The 16,936-nt window shown below is 38.6% G+C and carries 16 protein-coding genes and 1 pseudogene; all 17 read left to right on the forward strand.

Annotated elements, in window-relative coordinates:
- The first annotated feature begins 24 nt into the window (after positions 1-24).
- Positions 25-960, forward strand: a complete 936-nt coding sequence (locus NBH07_RS01320) for a tyrosine-type recombinase/integrase (protein ID WP_095231485.1) — start codon at positions 25-27, stop codon at positions 958-960.
- 461 nt (positions 961-1,421) lie between these two features.
- Positions 1,422-2,537, forward strand: coding sequence for a transcription termination/antitermination protein NusG (gene nusG, locus NBH07_RS01325; protein WP_009017883.1), 1,116 nt, complete (start codon positions 1,422-1,424; stop codon positions 2,535-2,537).
- A gap of 35 nt (positions 2,538-2,572) precedes the next feature.
- On the forward strand, positions 2,573-2,962 hold the full coding sequence (locus NBH07_RS01330) for a hypothetical protein (RefSeq protein ID WP_005856413.1): 390 nt from the start codon (positions 2,573-2,575) through the stop codon (positions 2,960-2,962).
- A gap of 537 nt (positions 2,963-3,499) precedes the next feature.
- The gene (locus tag NBH07_RS01335) at positions 3,500-3,646 is read left to right on the forward strand and encodes a hypothetical protein (protein WP_005856415.1); all 147 of its coding nucleotides are present in this window, start codon (positions 3,500-3,502) and stop codon (positions 3,644-3,646) included.
- A gap of 72 nt (positions 3,647-3,718) precedes the next feature.
- The gene (locus tag NBH07_RS01340) at positions 3,719-4,363 is read left to right on the forward strand and encodes a sugar transferase (protein ID WP_005856416.1); all 645 of its coding nucleotides are present in this window, start codon (positions 3,719-3,721) and stop codon (positions 4,361-4,363) included.
- A 136-nt stretch (positions 4,364-4,499) separates the two neighbouring features.
- Positions 4,500-4,862, forward strand: a complete 363-nt coding sequence (locus tag NBH07_RS01345) for a nucleotidyltransferase domain-containing protein (protein ID WP_005856417.1) — start codon at positions 4,500-4,502, stop codon at positions 4,860-4,862.
- A 321-nt stretch (positions 4,863-5,183) separates the two neighbouring features.
- Positions 5,184-6,716, forward strand: coding sequence for a lipopolysaccharide biosynthesis protein (locus NBH07_RS01350; protein ID WP_036628701.1), 1,533 nt, complete (start codon positions 5,184-5,186; stop codon positions 6,714-6,716).
- Between the two features lie 620 nt (positions 6,717-7,336).
- Positions 7,337-8,518 (forward strand): glycosyltransferase, encoded by a 1,182-nt coding sequence (locus NBH07_RS01355; protein ID WP_009017888.1) that lies wholly within the window; start codon positions 7,337-7,339, stop codon positions 8,516-8,518.
- A 7-nt stretch (positions 8,519-8,525) separates the two neighbouring features.
- The gene (locus NBH07_RS01360) at positions 8,526-9,602 is read left to right on the forward strand and encodes an EpsG family protein (RefSeq protein ID WP_156682506.1); all 1,077 of its coding nucleotides are present in this window, start codon (positions 8,526-8,528) and stop codon (positions 9,600-9,602) included.
- Between the two features lie 7 nt (positions 9,603-9,609).
- A complete protein-coding gene (locus tag NBH07_RS01365; RefSeq protein WP_005856422.1) occupies positions 9,610-10,785 on the forward strand; it encodes a glycosyltransferase in 1,176 nt (391 codons plus the stop codon).
- Entirely contained in the window at positions 10,782-11,945 is a 1,164-nt protein-coding gene (wecB, locus tag NBH07_RS01370) for a non-hydrolyzing UDP-N-acetylglucosamine 2-epimerase (RefSeq protein WP_005856423.1), read from the forward strand. The genes NBH07_RS01365 and wecB overlap by 4 nt, the downstream gene beginning before the upstream one ends.
- A gap of 8 nt (positions 11,946-11,953) precedes the next feature.
- Entirely contained in the window at positions 11,954-13,042 is a 1,089-nt protein-coding gene (locus tag NBH07_RS01375) for a glycosyltransferase family protein (RefSeq protein ID WP_227211117.1), read from the forward strand.
- Positions 13,043-13,055: 13 nt separating this feature from the next.
- On the forward strand, positions 13,056-13,646 hold the full coding sequence (locus tag NBH07_RS01380; protein WP_250833453.1) for an acyltransferase family protein: 591 nt from the start codon (positions 13,056-13,058) through the stop codon (positions 13,644-13,646).
- The gene (locus NBH07_RS22550) at positions 13,570-14,100 is read left to right on the forward strand and encodes a DUF418 domain-containing protein (protein ID WP_350468546.1); all 531 of its coding nucleotides are present in this window, start codon (positions 13,570-13,572) and stop codon (positions 14,098-14,100) included. The genes NBH07_RS01380 and NBH07_RS22550 overlap by 77 nt, the downstream gene beginning before the upstream one ends.
- Positions 14,097-15,554 (forward strand): B12-binding domain-containing radical SAM protein, encoded by a 1,458-nt coding sequence (locus tag NBH07_RS01390; RefSeq protein WP_005856426.1) that lies wholly within the window; start codon positions 14,097-14,099, stop codon positions 15,552-15,554. The genes NBH07_RS22550 and NBH07_RS01390 overlap by 4 nt, the downstream gene beginning before the upstream one ends.
- A gap of 15 nt (positions 15,555-15,569) precedes the next feature.
- Entirely contained in the window at positions 15,570-16,322 is a 753-nt protein-coding gene (locus NBH07_RS01395) for a glycosyltransferase family 2 protein (protein WP_005856427.1), read from the forward strand.
- A 230-nt stretch (positions 16,323-16,552) separates the two neighbouring features.
- Positions 16,553-16,822, forward strand: a pseudogene (locus NBH07_RS01400) (AAA family ATPase); the annotation flags it as partial.
- Between the last annotated feature and the right edge of the window lie 114 nt (positions 16,823-16,936).

Here is a 16,936-nt window from a genome sequence, read left to right on the forward strand (position 1 = left end):
TGGCCTTTTTATTAAGGAGAAGATATGAAAAAAGAAGAAGATTTTGTTATGGGCCTGTCCATCTACATGGCTTGTCTGCGTGAGAAAAAACGGTATTCCACGGCGAAGAGTTATCAAGATGCCTTGAACTCGTTCAAGTGCTTTTGCGGTATGGAGGCGATTCCTTATGCCTATATTAATAGGAACAGGCTTTTGTGCTATCAGTCATGGTTGTTGGACAAGGGCCGTTCGTTGAATACGGTGTCCACCTATATGCGTCGGATTCGTCACATTTATAACTTGGCCGTGGAGGCGAACGAGGCTCCCTTTGTACCCAACCTGTTCAAAGATGTCTTCACGGGCGTTGAAAGCAAGCGGAAGAAGGCGTTGCCGCGAGAGATGCTGGATCGTATATTTAACGCCCCATTGGAGGATCCGTCCTTGCGGCGTGTACAGTTGACCGTTCGGTTGATGTTCGCGTTCAGCGGGATAGCGTTTGTGGATCTAGCGCATTTGAAATGGGAGAATATCCGGGATGGGATATTGCAGTATCACCGACAAAAGAGCGGATCCCTCATACAGTTGGAGATTCCCTCCGGAGCGTTGCGGCTGTTGGATGAGTTGTCCGCTTGTACGGCAAAGGAATCCCTTTATTTATTTCCTTTTTTGAGTGGAACGAGAACCGGTGAGGCGGCCTACAAAGAATATAACAGGACCCTGTCCCGCTTTAACCGTGACTTGAAGTTGTTGGCGAGATCGACAGGCGTTACGCTTCCGGTCACCTCGTATACGATCCGTCATTCATTCGCCTCGTTCTTGAAGGAACAAGATGTATCGATCGAGGTTATCAGTGAGTTGTTGGGGCATAAGTCTATTAAGACAACACAGATCTATTTGAAGAGCTTCTCGTTGGAGCGTTTGTCGAAGGTGAACCGGAATTGTTTTGAGAGCGTGTGTAAACCGATACCCAAAGTGGGGTAGGAGGCTTGCTACTTGGGAAGTAGCGTATTCTTTCACGGCGCAAATGTAATAAAAAATAACAAGACACAAGCAAACATTAGACTTTATTTGTGCTCTGTTCTTTATGTTCCGACTTTGATTCTCCTTATATCTTCGTTCCTATTCTTGGGTTATGGACACAACGATAGAGACGGAATGATCTCATATTTCCTATATCATCCCGTTACCTCACAAAAATTGCATCTACATTCACGTAGAGATGAGGCGTGCCCCGTCTCTACAACTGTGTGGTGACCATTTTCCCATCTTTTAAGCTACTTCCCAAGTAGCTTAAAAATCGCAAGTGATGGTAATTTTCAGAAATACCATAATTGAATACTTAAAGCGTTGTTTGTCAAGAAGAAACGATAGGGTCTTGGCAGGGCTTTGAATTGTCGTTAGGCTTGGTGGATATCTTGAAATACTCCAAGGAAAAAAGAATCATGTCGATGAATGTTTTGAGGAACGATTGCCCGGATAGGGGTATGGAGCGGGTCTGTAAGCGCCAAGACCTGAAGACCGTTCGCTGGTACGTGCTGACGCTCCCTACCGCCGCGGGTGGCAGGCGCGATAGGATCAGTCCCTCAAGAGGGTTGGATGCCGAGCTTTCCCGTCGCGAGCGTCGCGGGGAGACGTTGTTCGAGTATTTCGCCCCCTCGTACGTGGAGGTGAGGAAGGTGGACGGCAAGCTGGTCAACACGAGGCGTCCCCTGCTGTTCAACTACGTGTTTATCCGGTCCTCGGTGGAGGAGATCTTCCGGATGAAGCAGACGCTCCCCTTATATAATTTCCTTCCCCGTGTCTCTTCCGGGGGCACGCCCCATTTCCCTTACCTGTCGGATAGCGAGATGGGAAACTTACGTTGGGTAGCGGAGTCTTACTCCAACGAGCTTCCGGTGTACGTTCCGGACAGTGGCCGCCTGCTGAAGGGTGACCGTGTACGTATCACGTCCGGCTATTTCGCCGGGATGGAGGCTGAGGTGGTGATCCAGCCGGGCGGCGGTCACAAGGATGTGATGGCCCGTATCCTCGATTGCATGTGGGTTCCCTTGTTGGAGGTGAAGCCGGGCGAGTACGAGCTGATCGAGCTGAACACCAATGGTAAGCATGTCTATACCCATCTGGACAACGATCGCCTGCGGGATGGCCTGCACGACGCGTTGGGCCGTTATCACGCCTCCGGTAGCGTAGGGGAGGAGGATACCCGCTTGGCGCGTGAGGTATTGAGAGCCTATGGTTCTCTCCGTGCGGAGACGGACGTGATGCGCTGCAAGGTCTATTCGTCGCTCCTTTCCGCCTACAAGCTACTGGGCGAAAAAGAAGAGTTCGCTCGTTTGCTCGCCACGATGCGCGGTATGCTCCTGGCGGTGAAAGCTCCGCAATCCCGTGCCTTGTTGCTTGTGACGCTCTACGGTTGCACGGACAGCAGTCTTTACCGTCAGATGGCGCACGAGGTTGTGGATCCGTGGCGAAGTGAGTCCTCGCCCAAGAAAAGCAAGTTGTCGTTGATCCGCCGGCTGGACGATTACGATCGGTGGCTCAACCATGAAATAAGTTAACAGTAGACAGTTTAAATAATAAATCAAAAATCAAAATGTCTTCCCTTCCTTCCGGCGTTCGTTTGGTGCGGTTGCTGAACGAGCATTTGGGTGAGATCATGGGGCGTGAGCGTACGAACCAAAACTCGATCCACCTGTATTGCACGGGGCCTTATTGGGTGGCGTTCGAGTGCTCGGCCTATCAGTTGCGCCGTGTGTTCCCGGACAGCGAGGTCACGCCGATGCGCTTGCTCGGCTACCCGTTTCCTGTGGTGATGGTATCCGTGACGGATCGTTCGCTCCGCTCGTATGCCCGCAAGCACATCTTGCGAAGAGACGATAAGGATTACAAGCAATTGACCGTCCCCGGTTTTTCCCTGTCTGATTACCAAGGCTGGCATAAGAGAGAGGTGGAGGGATTGCCATTGCTAAGCGAGACCGTATGAGTGTGGCATACGTATAAGGGCATCGTTTTACACGTATATCGACGTCGCCCCACACGTATATCGGTGTAGGCCTATACGAACGTAGGCGTGAGTCGATGCCGATATACGTGCGGGATGGAACCGATGCCGGGGAAAACAGGTGCAAGTAATGCAAGTAATGCAGCACCTTTTTCCCACACACGCACGTGTACATTATATGTGTCGAATCAAACTTTCATACGGCTATCCAGCGTTTCTCTTCCGGATCGTTCCATGCCTTGTTTGTGATCGTTTAGTGTAAAATTCTTGTTTTATATAATGTACGCACGTGTGTGGGAAAAAGGTGCTGCATTACTTGCATTATTTGCATTACTTGGGGTCTCCATAAGGACTGTATAAAAATAATAACAAACCAGACATGTATCACAGACAATCATTTCCCCGTTTGGGCGATTACATCGCCACGGTTTTACAAGTCACCAGACTGACCAAGTCCATTATCCGCATAAGCGGAGGCATTGGCAGTGACACTTACAATTCTTTTAAAAAGGCAAGGACATGCACTTTAGCGTTTACTATCGATTGGTAGATCTCCTTTGGGACCATCTGTCGGACGAGGAACTTTTCCGCCGTCTGGCACGTGAGGCCTTGGAGCGGTATATCGATTATAAGAAAGAGGAGGAAATGAACGGAGGAAAGAAATAATTTAAGGATGGGCTATGCAAATGAGATTAAGTTTTAACCTCGTGCCTGCCTTCATCGACTAATTAACTAGCCATGATTTTAGAAGAGAGTTTTGGAAAATCTACTGATTTTATCTCAGATGGGATGAACGCCTTCGAGCGTAACGTGAAGCGTATAGGGGATTGTCTTTTGGCCTTTATCGCCTTGGTCGTATTCTCCCCCTTGTTCTTGATCTGCTACATCGCCGTAAGGCGCGAGGATGGCGGCCCGGCTATCTTCAGGCAGGAGCGTATCGGCCGTTTCGGTCGCCCGTTTAACATCTATAAGTTCCGCAGCATGCGTTTGGACGCTGAGAAGTTCGGCCCTGCCCTTTACAAGGGAGGCGCTGATCCCCGTATGACGCATGTGGGCAAGTTCCTGCGTGAGCATCATTTGGACGAGCTTCCCCAATTATGGAATGTCTTCATCGGTGATATGTCTTTTATCGGCCCCCGTCCGGAACGCAAGTTCTACATCGACCAGATCATGGAACGCGATCCCCGCTATCGCTTCCTGTACCAGATCCGTCCGGGTGTGACCTCTTACGCCACGCTCTATAACGGTTATACGGATACGCTGGAGAAGATGCTCCGCCGTCTGCGCTATGACTTGTTCTATCTGGAGCATCGCTCGTGGTGGTTCGATTTCAAGATATTGGTGAAGACGTTCTTGAACATTGCGTTTGGGAAGAAATTTTAGATGAGGAAAACTAAGGAGAGCGATTATCCAATCCTGCACTACCAGGCAGAATGAAATTATGTGGGCATTTATGCGTAAGTTTGGTGTACATTATTTATCCTTGCCCGGAAGTGAAACAATAAAAGTCATAGATTTTATGAGAACGGACGTGCTGAATCGAATCAAGGAGACCTTGCGTAAGGTCATACCGGCAGGAGGGCATGCTTTTTTGTATGGTTCGCAGGCCAGAAACGAGGCACGTCCGGATTCGGATTGGGGTATATTGATCTTGTTGGACAAACCGAAAATCGAGGTGGAGGATTATGACAATATATCCTATCCTTTAGTAGGGCTGGGTTGGTTGTTAAACGAGTGCGTCAGCCCGGTGCTTTACACCTTGAAAGATTGGATGAGATACCATTTCTCTCCCTTTGTACACAGCGTAAAAGACAAGGGGATACAATTCTTGAGTGCGGAAGATATAACAGCGGATTCAAGGTGCAAACCCATAATGGGGTAGTTGGTCAATTAGAATTGAATTATGTCTCTAAAGGTTTGTTGACAAAAGATGAAAGCTGATTATATTCCCGTTTGCTACAACATCGTATTACCGGGGATTATAACGATTTCTTTGACTTTGAGCGTGAGGATGTATTGCCTTTGTTGGAACTCACACGTAAATTGTTAGCTAAACTCGAAAGTCTGATCGCTCATCCTTAATAATCACATAAAGAAATACGACAATTTTAGCTTGTAGGAACGAGTTATAAGGAGTTCCTTTGTGGAATAGCTTGTTTCTTACTTATGAGTGTATCTTGGGGCAAATAGATTTGTGAAGAATATGGCAAAAACAGATTCACGAACATCCAAAAGTATAAAAAACAGTTCGGTGGCGTTGGTGTTTTATTTCATCAACCTGATCCTCCAATTCTTTTCAAGGAAGATTTTCTTGGATTATTTGGGGGCGGAGGTGCTGGGGTTGAATACTACGGCTACCAATTTGCTGCAGTTCTTGAACCTTGCGGAATTGGGGGTGGGAGCTGCTATTGCTTGTACCCTTTATAAACCGCTTGCCGAGAAAGATACGGATACAATCAATGAAATCGTATCCTTGCAAGGGTGGCTCTATCGGCGTATCGCATGGATCGTGATAGCTGGAAGTGTGGTCTTGATGGCCTTTTTCCCTTGGATCTTTGCCAAGATGCCGTTGCCCTTATGGTATGCGTATGCCTCTTTTGGGGTATTATTGGTTAGTGGGCTATTAAGCTATTTTGTTAATTATAAGCAGATCGTTTTGTCTGCGGATCAACAGGAGTATAAGATACAGTATAGTTACAAAGCCTCGATGTTAGCAAAATTACTTTGCCAAATATTGGCGATTCGATTCTTGGATGATGGATATGTTTGGTGGCTGGTATTGGAAATGGTGTTCGCTGTGGTGGCTTCAATGGCTTTGAATCGGGTGATCGCCCGGACTTATCCTTATTTAAAGACAAATTTGCTTATAGGTAGAGAGTTGACAAGGAAATATCCGGATGTGCTTACGAAGGTCAAGCAACTGTTTTTTCATAAAATTGGAGGTTTTGCCTTGTCACAAACAAGCCCAATCATTATATATGTCTATACGACATTAACGGTAGTCGCTTTGTACGGTAATTATATGTTGATTGTAATGGGTGTTCAAACTCTGATGACAGCTATGTTTAATAGCATGAATGCTGGAATTGGAAATTTGGTGGCTGAAGGGGACAAACGAAAGATTATGAGTGTATTTGCGGAACTGTTTTCTATAAGGTTCTTGTTCTCTTGTATCATGTGCTTCGGGGTTCTTATGATTACTCCAGCATTTGTCTCCTTTTGGATAGGCAAGAAATATGTCATGGATTCCTTGAGTTTGTTGTTGATGACAGCTATTCTGTTTGTTAATTTAAGCCGAACGACGGTGGATGCCTATATCAATGCTTACGGCTTGTTTGGCGATATTTGGGCACCAATAGTGGAAGCCTCTCTGAATGTTGGCCTATCTATTATTTTAGGATATTACTTTGGATTACATGGTGTGTTATCTGGGGTGCTGATCAGCTTGTTGTTGGTCGTTTTTTGTTGGAAACCTTACTATTTGTTTCGCAAGGGCTTGGATGAGCGATTGAGTATATACATATTTATGTATGCGAGACATTTGATGGCAGCGTTGCTTTGCGGAGTGATAGTTTGTCTTGGGATGAGGTATTCAATGGTGCAAGGAGATACGACGTTTTTTGATGGATTATTGGGTATTCTTGTATTTTCTATTTTGTCGACTTTAACTTTGCTTTGTGTTGCTCCGGGAATGAGAAATCTGATGAGGCGATTTATCCGGATGTGTCATGTATGAATAAAAAGAGAATAATAGCAATATGAATAGAAAATTAGTTGCTCTTGTAATTTTACTTTGTTTGACAGTCTTTGCTGTTTGTGCTCCTTTTTGTACACTCGTCCTATTTTTGGGGATGAGGTTATATTTGATCATATAGGCGAGATTGGGGATACGATAGGTGGACTTACAGCTCCTGTGATCGGCTTGCTTAATGCGGTGCTACTTTATTTGACATTGAGAGAGCAATTTGAATTTAACGAGAAACAAAAGAAATCTGTAAAAGAAGATCAATTTAAGAATACGTTTTTTCAATTACTGGAAGCGCAAAGGAATATTGTTCCGCGGTTGAAAGCTGATTTTTTATTCTTGAAGAATTGGAATAAATATAAGACTACCTGTTAAGGTTTGGAATTTTTCAGATCTGCAAGGGTTGAGTTAGGACGATTATATTGGGCTTATGAAAGTGAATCTCATAGTGCTGAATATGATGAATAACTGGTATTCAAAATTTGATAGACCCATCGCATAATTGTAAGCCGATGATGATATTGAGAGATCGGAAGGATGATTTTGTTCGTGTGTGGAAGAGATAAAAATACAATTAGAGTTCTTACTTGAAATTTTAAGCAGTAAAAGTTATGAATATTTTATTTATTCTAAAACAATTTCCTAGATATGGTGGTGTGGAAAAAATGACTATAACTTTGTCTAATAGTCTTGTTAAAATAGGATATAATGTCTGTATATTATCTCTTTTTAAAGGAAATAAATGTGAATATATGAGTAGGCTTGATTCTAAAGTTGTTTGCTTAAATATGCCTAATGAAAAATTGTTTTCCAGAGAAAATAGGCGCCATTTTTTGTTGGTTTTGCAGGAGAATGAAATCGATGTTATTATTAATCAAAATATGGACTATGAGGTAAATAAGTTGATGCTTAAATTAAAAGGAAATGTACAAGGTAATGGTAAATATTTTCCAGCTTTTATCACCGTTGTCCATAATGATCCATTTGTTGATTTTAAATGTCTTGATACAATGATAAAAGGCCGAGGAGTAAAAAATGTGTTAAAACGGATGTTAAAGCCAATATATCAGGTATATATACATAATGTAGTTAGGAGATCATATATCATGGCATCTCTTGTTAGTGATAAGATGGTTGTGTTGTCAAAATCTTATGTCTCATCTTGTGCTGAATTGTCAAGATGTGAATATGAGAAAATTATAGCTATTCCAAATGGTTTTAATGTGGATGATAAAGTAGATGGTTTATTCTTAAATAGAAAAAAACTACTTTATGTGGGACGATTAGTAGAAACCCAAAAAAAAATTTCCGAGTTGATTAATATCTGGAAATATTTGTGTGAAGAGTTTTTAGACTGGGATCTGCTTATTGTAGGTGATGGTCCTGATGTGGGAATCTATAAGAGCTTGGTGAAATCGGAAAATATAAAAAACGTATATTTTGAAGGTTCAACTAACTCTCCTGAATATTATTTTAATCAATCTACTGTCGTTTGTTTGACATCAGAATCGGAGGGTTTTCCAATGGTACTGATAGAAGGAATGAAATATGGTTGTATTCCAATATGTTATGATAGTTTTTCTGCTGTTGATGATATTATTGATGATGGAGTGAATGGCTATGTAATTCCATTTAATAAACAAAATGAGTATATTTGTAAACTTCGATATTTGATGTCTTTAGATGATACTTCTCTTTGTTATATGAGAAATAATGCTATTAAAAAATCTGAGTTATATGATATAAATAAAGTAGTGTTTGAATGGGAAAAATTGTTTAATGAATTGATCTGAACTAATAATGCCAATTTTGCTATATTCTTATTCTTGGTTTATTTATAATTTTGTTATTTTATTCTTGCTGTTTTTAGTCTGTGTGAATAAGAAAATAAAAAAATCATCTTACTTTATAATCTTTGTATTTTTTATCATATTTTCAGTATATGGTTATATTACAGCTGATTATAATTCTTATTTGGAATTAATGAAAATGTCTAAAGTGAATGATCCTCTGGTCGCTTTAGAACCAATATATGTATGGTATATTCAATTAATAAGTGGAAATTATTTTGTTTTTAGGCTGACATTGTATATTGTGTCATTTATATTTCTATGGGGAATATTTCAATATGTTAGGTGCTACAAATTGTATTTCTTGATATTGTATAGTGTTATATTACTGTATGATATGGCGGGGGGGCGTCAAATGTTATCTATATGTATGATGTTTTTAGGATTGTTTTTAATACTATATGAAAAAATACAACTTAAAAAAAATCTATTTGGATTATTGCTTTTGATATCGAGTTCTTTTTTTCATAAAACAGGAATATATATGTTGTTGTTTTTATTACTATTGATAATGAATATAAATACAAAAAAAATCTTATTGCTTGTATGTGTTATTCCTGTTTTTGTGTATTTTGGAAATATTTTGATTGAAGAATATTTGTCGGATTTGTTGGAACTAGAAGGAGGAGGGTATTTGATGAAAGAAGCACAGGAGGGATCATTTTGGTGGGTTGTTATAATGTATATACAAGTCGTAGTGTTATATGTGCTAAGTTTTATTGTACTTTATACGCTGCGGAAGAATATACTAACCTGTATCGATAAAGTTATGTATCGTTTTGTATTTTGGATAATATATGTGTCAACGATATTTTATTTTCTAAATATAGAGAATAATGATATCTTTTTGAGATGGTTGAATGTTGTTAAAATTCCCATGATATATTTGCTGAGTAAATATGTGTTTAATAGATTTACATATTCCTGTATATCAATGACAAATTGTTTTGTTTTGTTTCTACTCTTTGCATTTTGGTTTTCTACCAATATTTATATAATAGGTGTTAGTCATATAAATGTAAAATGAATTTTGTATGAGAGTCTTATTTTTTTCTACTTATGAAATTGTAAAACAATCTGGAGGAGTAGAGTCTGTTACTAGATTTTTATATGAATATTTAAATTCAAATGGATATTCTGTGTATTTAATGTATTGGCAAAACCATAAAGGGTTAAAGTCAGAGTTGTGTCAAGTTGGTTTGCCAGATAAGTGCAATATGAATAGCTTATGTAATATCGATTTTATAAAATCGTATTTAATTAAAAATGAAATAGATGTTGTAATTAATCAGACGGCTGTTAATAGTCGTACTTCTGCCGGTTGTACTATTGCGTGTAATGAACTAAAAATTCCTTTAGTCTCAGTTCTTCATAATACTCCAGATTTGTTCCTAAGAGAAAATAAATTCTTTAAAATATTTTTTTATACATCTTTTACGAGATTGCTAATCTATCGAATGTGGTATTATTTTCAGTCTGTATTTAGAGGCTTTAAGGGCGGAAAATTTATATTTGACAATAGTAGTTGCGTTGTTTTGTTATCAAAAAAATATTTTAATGATTATTGTTATATAAATACAAACAGTAACTTTGATAAAATTGAAGTTATAAATAATCCTGCAATTTTACAAATTCCTGTATTGCCTAGTGATAAAGAAAATGTCGTTGTTTTTGTGGGTAGATTGGAGCCGCAGAAATCTGTAGATAAATTGCTTGATATTTGGTATATTATTGAAAGTAAGTATAAGGATCTAGGTTGGAAACTTTATATTCTAGGAGACGGAAGTTGTCGTAGATATTTAGAAAATCTATCTAAAAATATGCGTTTGAGAAATGTTAGGTTTGTTGGGATGGTTGATCCTAATGAATACTATAAGCGTGCTAAAATTTTTTGTATGACATCCATCTATGAAGGATTCCCTATGACATTATTAGAGTGTCAATCCTTTGGTGTTGTCCCGCTTTTATATAATTCGTTTTCTGCAGCTGTTGATATTATAGATGATGGAATAAATGGGTATTTAATATCTCCTTATAAGAAAAAAGAATACGCTAAAAAGCTACACCAATTAATGAATGATCCTGTACAATTACAACAAATGAAAAATAGATGTATGGAAAAAATTCATTCTTTTGATCCAGAATATATAGGTGGAAAATGGATAAACCTTATAAATGACACATTAAATTGCAAAGGAAATAAAATATGAAAAAAGTATTATTTGTTTTTGGAACACGTCCTGAAGCTATTAAAATGGCTCCTTTAATCAAAGAATTTCAAAAATATCCTAATGATTTAAAAAGCGTTGTTTGTGTGACGGGACAACATCGTGAAATGTTGGATCAAGTATTACATGTTTTTGAAATAATACCTGATTATGATTTGAATATTATGAGACAGGGACAAGACCTGTATGATGTAACATCTTGTGTGTTGTTAGGTATGCGTGATATTTTAAAAGAGGTACAACCGGACCTTGTTTTAGTACATGGTGATACAACTACTTCTACCGTCGCAGCGTTAGCTGCTTATTATCAACGAATACCTGTTGGGCATATAGAGGCAGGTTTGCGTACTCATAATACTTATAATCCTTGGCCGGAAGAGATGAATCGACAAATAACCGGTCGTATTGCTACTTATCATTTTGCACCAACTTTATTGGGTAAACAAAACTTAATGAGGGAAAATGTAAATCCTGATCTGATATGGGTTACCGGTAATACAGTGATAGATGCTTTGCTTCAAGTAGTTCGAAAGATGAAGACCGATAAGATTATGGAAGCAATGCAGAAAGAGGTCTTAAGAGAAAGAGGGTATGATGTTAATCGCTTATTGGATGGGAAAAAAATGGTACTTATAACAGGGCATCGACGAGAGAATTTTGGTGATGGTTTTATTCGTATATCTAAGGCAATTAAAGAATTGACACAAAAGTATTCTGATATTGATTTTATTTATCCGATGCACTTAAATCCTAATGTTCGCAAACCTATTCATGAGGTATTTGGAGATGATTTATCCAACTTGAATAATATGTTTTTTATAGAACCATTGGAATATTTGTCATTTGTTTACTTAATGGAGAAATCAACACTTGTATTGACGGATAGTGGCGGCGTTCAAGAAGAGGCTCCTGGACTTGGAAAACCTGTATTGGTGATGCGAGATACAACGGAACGACCGGAAGCTGTTTCAGCAGGAACTGTGCGACTTGTTGGTACCGATTGTGATAAAATTATTTCTGCAGTTTCTGATCTTCTGTGTGATAATGAAAAATATGAGTCGATGAGTCGTACGGTAAATCCATATGGAGATGGAGTGGCTAGTCATAGAATTGTGAAAATCTTGTTAGAATATTTGAAATGATTGTTTTTTTGAGAAGTTTAGATTGTAATCCTGACCCTAGAGTGCAAAAGTATTGCGATTATTTATATGCTAACAATATAAATTATAGAATAGTTTGTTGGGATAGAAGTTGTAAGTTGAAAAATGACCATATTCACTCATATTATCAAAGAAAGTCAAAGTATGGTACAGGTTTAAAAAATGCGTTTGGAATATTAGGATTTAACTGGTATATATTTTGTTATCTGTTAAGAAATAAAAAATCGTACAAGGTCATTCATGCTTGTGATTTTGATACAATCCTACCTGCAATTATATTGAAGTTGTTTTTTGGAAAAAAAGTTATATATGATATCTTTGATTGGTTTGTTGATTCAAGGCATTTTAATAATCGGCTAATAAAAACAATAATATTGACGTTTGAGAGATTTTTTCTTAAGCATTCAGATATTACTATAATTTGTGAAGAAGAAAGAACGGAACAATTAAACTATATACCTCATAATTTATGGGTTCTTCCTAATATACCAACTCTTTTTACGAGTCTAAATCAAAACTTACCTAATAAACAAAATATGTCGGATAAAGTCATATTGTCTTATGTTGGTACTATGCCTGCGGATCGAGGTATTGATAAACTGTTGGAATGTGTGAAAAATAATTCTTCATTAGAACTTAATATTGCAGGATTTGGAATTATGGATAAATTGGTGAAGGAGTATAGTGATTGTGTCTCTAATATTCATTATTTTGGTACGGTTTCATATGAAAAAGGATTAGAAATAATGGCGAATTCAGATATAATTGTCGCTTTATATGAAAAAACTGTTTTAAATAACGTGTATGCAGCTCCTAATAAATATTACGAAGGGCTATTTCTTGGAAAACCAATATTAACAACAGAAGGGACATTGGTTGGAAATAAGACAGAGAAGGGAAGAACTGGGTTTGTCATAGGAGAAAGTTTAAGGGATTTGGAGTCTTTTTTTATTTGTTTTGATCTTCAGGAGCGAATAGATTTATGTAGTAAAAATGCAAGAGAAATGTGGATTGATAAGTATAGTGAATATGTTGATCGTTTCATGTTTAGTAAATATATACCATTTATAATAAACTAATTTTTTACTAGAAATGAACGATCTTAGAATATCTTACATCGATCAACTTAAAGGAATTGCAATCTTACTTGTTGTACTAGGTCATGTCATAGGGTATAACAATTGCGAGGATAGTTTTCTTTGGCGTTTTATTTATTCATTCCACATGCCTCTTTTTATGTTCATTAGTGGGTATGTCGCTCAGATGACATTTCGAATAGAACGCTTTGGATGGAATGAAACCATTTCTTTTCTAATAAAGAAGTTGAGGACATTGTTACTTCCCATGGTTACTTGGGGAGTTGTTATCCCTTTCTTTTTCTTAAGGACAATGATAGATCAAAGCTTTATAGATTGTGTATTGAACTTTGTGAAAACATGGGGAGGGGGATTGTGGTTCTTTGCTACTCTGTTCATTCTCTCTATTCTTTTTTTTGTCTATAGATGGGTCGATAAACAAATAAATGCTAAGTCTATTTTTGTAGATTTAGTAATTTTATTGTTCTTATTTATACTTGTTATTTTGTTGTATATGTTACTGTATAAGGATGCGATTTACTCGGAAGGAATACGATCTGTATTTAATTATTTTATGTTTTATTTTTTTAGGGTCTATCGTGTGTAAACAAACGAATTTGAGGAGTCTTATTCTGAATAATAAGAAGTTTTTTACGTTTTCGTTCGTTATGTTTTTCCTGCTGATCCCTTCTTTTGTATATGATATGTCCTCGATGTTTAACCAATTGATGAAGATTGTGTTGTCGTTATTCGCTATCTTTTCTTTGTTCTTTATTGTTCACCATATTTCTTGGAATAGACAGGTAGATAATATGTTCCAATATTTCGGGCGTGAGTCTTTATCTATTTATGTGACCCATAACGGACCTTTTGCGTTTTTATTGGTGATTACGGACTATATTACGTTGTCATCGGTGGACAATATACCTTGTTTTTTGTTTTTGTTTATATTCTCTTTATTTATTAGCTATGCTTCTATATGGATTAAGAACATAGTCTCTATATCTCCTATTCTTGAATTGTTTTTATACGGAAAATCTTATAAAAGAAAATCTATATGAACATCTATTTCATCAATCCTCCATTCAAGGCTGAGTATGGAAAATTCTCTCGTGAGTCCCGTAGTCCAGCAATTACGAAAAGTGGGGCTTTATATTATCCTCTATGGCTGATTTATGCGGCTTTGTATTCAAGCAAACAGGGACATAATGTCTCTTTTTTGGATGCTCCAGCTAAACAGTTAAATGAGGAACAGTCTTTAAACATTATTCGGAAGACGGATAATGAGCATTCATTGTTTGTTTTAGATACAAGTACGCCTTCCATTAAAAGTGACGTTGCTTTTGCCGGGAAGCTGAAGGCATTGTATCCTCACTCGTTTGTCGTGCTTGTGGGGACTCATCCTTCGGCTTGCGCAGAAGAGACGTTGGGTTATTCGGATGCGGTGGATGCGGTCGCTATTGGAGAATATGATTGTATCGTGAATGAGCTAGCGAATGTTCTGGACGCAGGAAAGGATCTGCGGGAGGTTCGAGGGCTTTGTTTTTGGGACGGGAAGGAGTTTGTACGAACCGCGCCTATGCCACCGATGAAGAATTTGGATGATCTTCCTTTTGCCTCACAATTTATCAAGGAACATTTAAATGAGAGGGATTACTTTTTCGCTGCTGCCACATATCCCTCTATCCAGATATTTACCGGGCGTGGATGTCCCTTTCGTTGTAATTTCTGTGTCTATCCGCAAACGATGCATGGGCATGCTTTTCGGGCACGATCCGCAGAGAATGTGGTGGCCGAGTTCGAATACATTGCCGCTAATTTCCCAGATGTGAAAGAGGTAGTAATCGAAGATGATACATTTACAGCCAATAAGAAGCGAGTATTGGACATTTGTCGTTTGTTAGTGGAAAAGAAATTGAATAAACGGCTGAAATGGTTATGTAATGCTCGTGTAGACCTTGATTTGGAAACGATGTTGGCTATGAAAAAGGCCGGATGTCGTTTGATTATTCCGGGTATAGAGAGTGGTAGCCAACAGATATTGGATAACATCAAGAAAGGAACGAAGGTGGAATATTTCTATCAGTATGTTGCCAACGCTAAAAAGGCGGGTTTGTTAATACATGCTTGTTATATGGTCGGTAACCAAGGCGAAACCCGGGAAACCATGGAAGAGACTCTTCGGTTAGCGTTAAGGTTGAATACGGATACCGCCCAGTTTTTCCCGTTGATACCTTATCCCGGTACGGAGGCTTATCAGTGGGCGAGGGAAAATAACTATATAGAGACGGATTATGAGAAGTATTGTTTGCCGGATGGTACACATAACACCGTATTGTCTTTACCGGATCTTTCCGCAGGGGAAATGGTTGATTTCTGTAATAGGGCACGGAAGAAATATTATTTACGTGCCAGTTACATTTTACACAGGCTGAGAGTCGGTTTGCGTAATCCTTCAGACTTGAAACGTTCGCTTAAGGCATTCGCTAAGTTGAAACGTTATTTATTTAAATAATCATTTGTATTTAACGTGTTGCCTCTTGTATCCATTATAACCCCGTGTTATAATGCGGCTCCTTTTATATCCCAAGCGATTGAGTCCGTATTGGCTCAATCGTTTGGGGATTGGGAGATGATTATTGTGGATGATTGTTCTAGTGATGATTCACTCTCAATCATTCAAAAGTATGCGAGAATAGATTCCCGTATTCGATATTTACGGACGGATAAACCATCCGGTTCGCCTACGTTACCCCGTAATATGGGAATAAAGGAAGCGAAAGGACGGTATATTGCTTTCTTGGATAGCGATGATATATGGTTACCGAATAAGCTAAGCGATCAGTTAAAAGTCTTCGAGAAATCCGAGGTCGCTATTGTTTTCTCTAACTATGAGAAAGTAAGTCTAGGCGGAGAGCGATGCGGGCGTGAGGTAATAGCTCCTTGTGAGGTTGATTATCGTTTGTTGTTGAAAGGGAATTGTATAGGATGCTTGACAGCCATGTATGATTCAGCCTTGACGGGAAAGATATTTTTCAAGGAAATTGGGCATGAGGATTATGTATGTTGGCTTTCTATCTTAAAGCAAGGGTATAAAGCGCAGAACACAAATACGGTGACGGCTCTTTACCGAGTTAGTGACCATTCGGTCTCTTCGAATAAATTAAAAGCCATGCGTTGGCAGTGGAACATTTTGAGAAATGAGATGGATTTGCCGGTGTATAAGGCTGTTTATTATTTTATTCATTATGCGATTAGAGCTTTTGCTAAGGCTATGAGGTGATCTTACTCAGTGAAATATTTGTATGCCTTAGATCTAGTGCTTACTCATAGACAAACTGTCTTGTAAAATAGAGGGCGATATTCTACTTCCAGCTTATGGAAAGTAAAATATCGCCCTCTATTAGTGTAGAAAAAATTGAGTATTTCATAGAATGAAAACTATAATCGGAGACTTGTTCCGGAAAAAAGTTCTATCTTTGTTCAACAACAGGTGTGGTAAGAAAAAAGGTTATGACGACTATGCGTAAATTACCGATAGGAATACAGAGTTTCGAAAATATTCGGAATGAGAACTATTTATATGTGGATAAGACTGCCTTGATTTACCAATTGGTGACGAAAGGTAAGCCTTACTTTCTGAGTCGTCCTCGCCGTTTTGGGAAAAGTTTATTGATATCTACGTTAGAAGCCTATTTCCAAGGGAAAAAAGAACTGTTTAAAGGATTGGCTATCGATCAGCTAGAGCAGGATTGGAATGTTTATCCGGTATTGTATTTCAGTGATTTGAACCAACTCAATGATATAAGTTTAGACTATGACTATGCGACCCTTTGCGGGATTACCCATGCGGAGTTGGTCGATAATCTAACACCGGAATTAGGAATGCGAGGGGAA

The organism is Parabacteroides sp. B2-S-102, assembly GCF_023656665.1.
GTDB lineage: Bacteria > Bacteroidota > Bacteroidia > Bacteroidales > Tannerellaceae > Parabacteroides > Parabacteroides distasonis.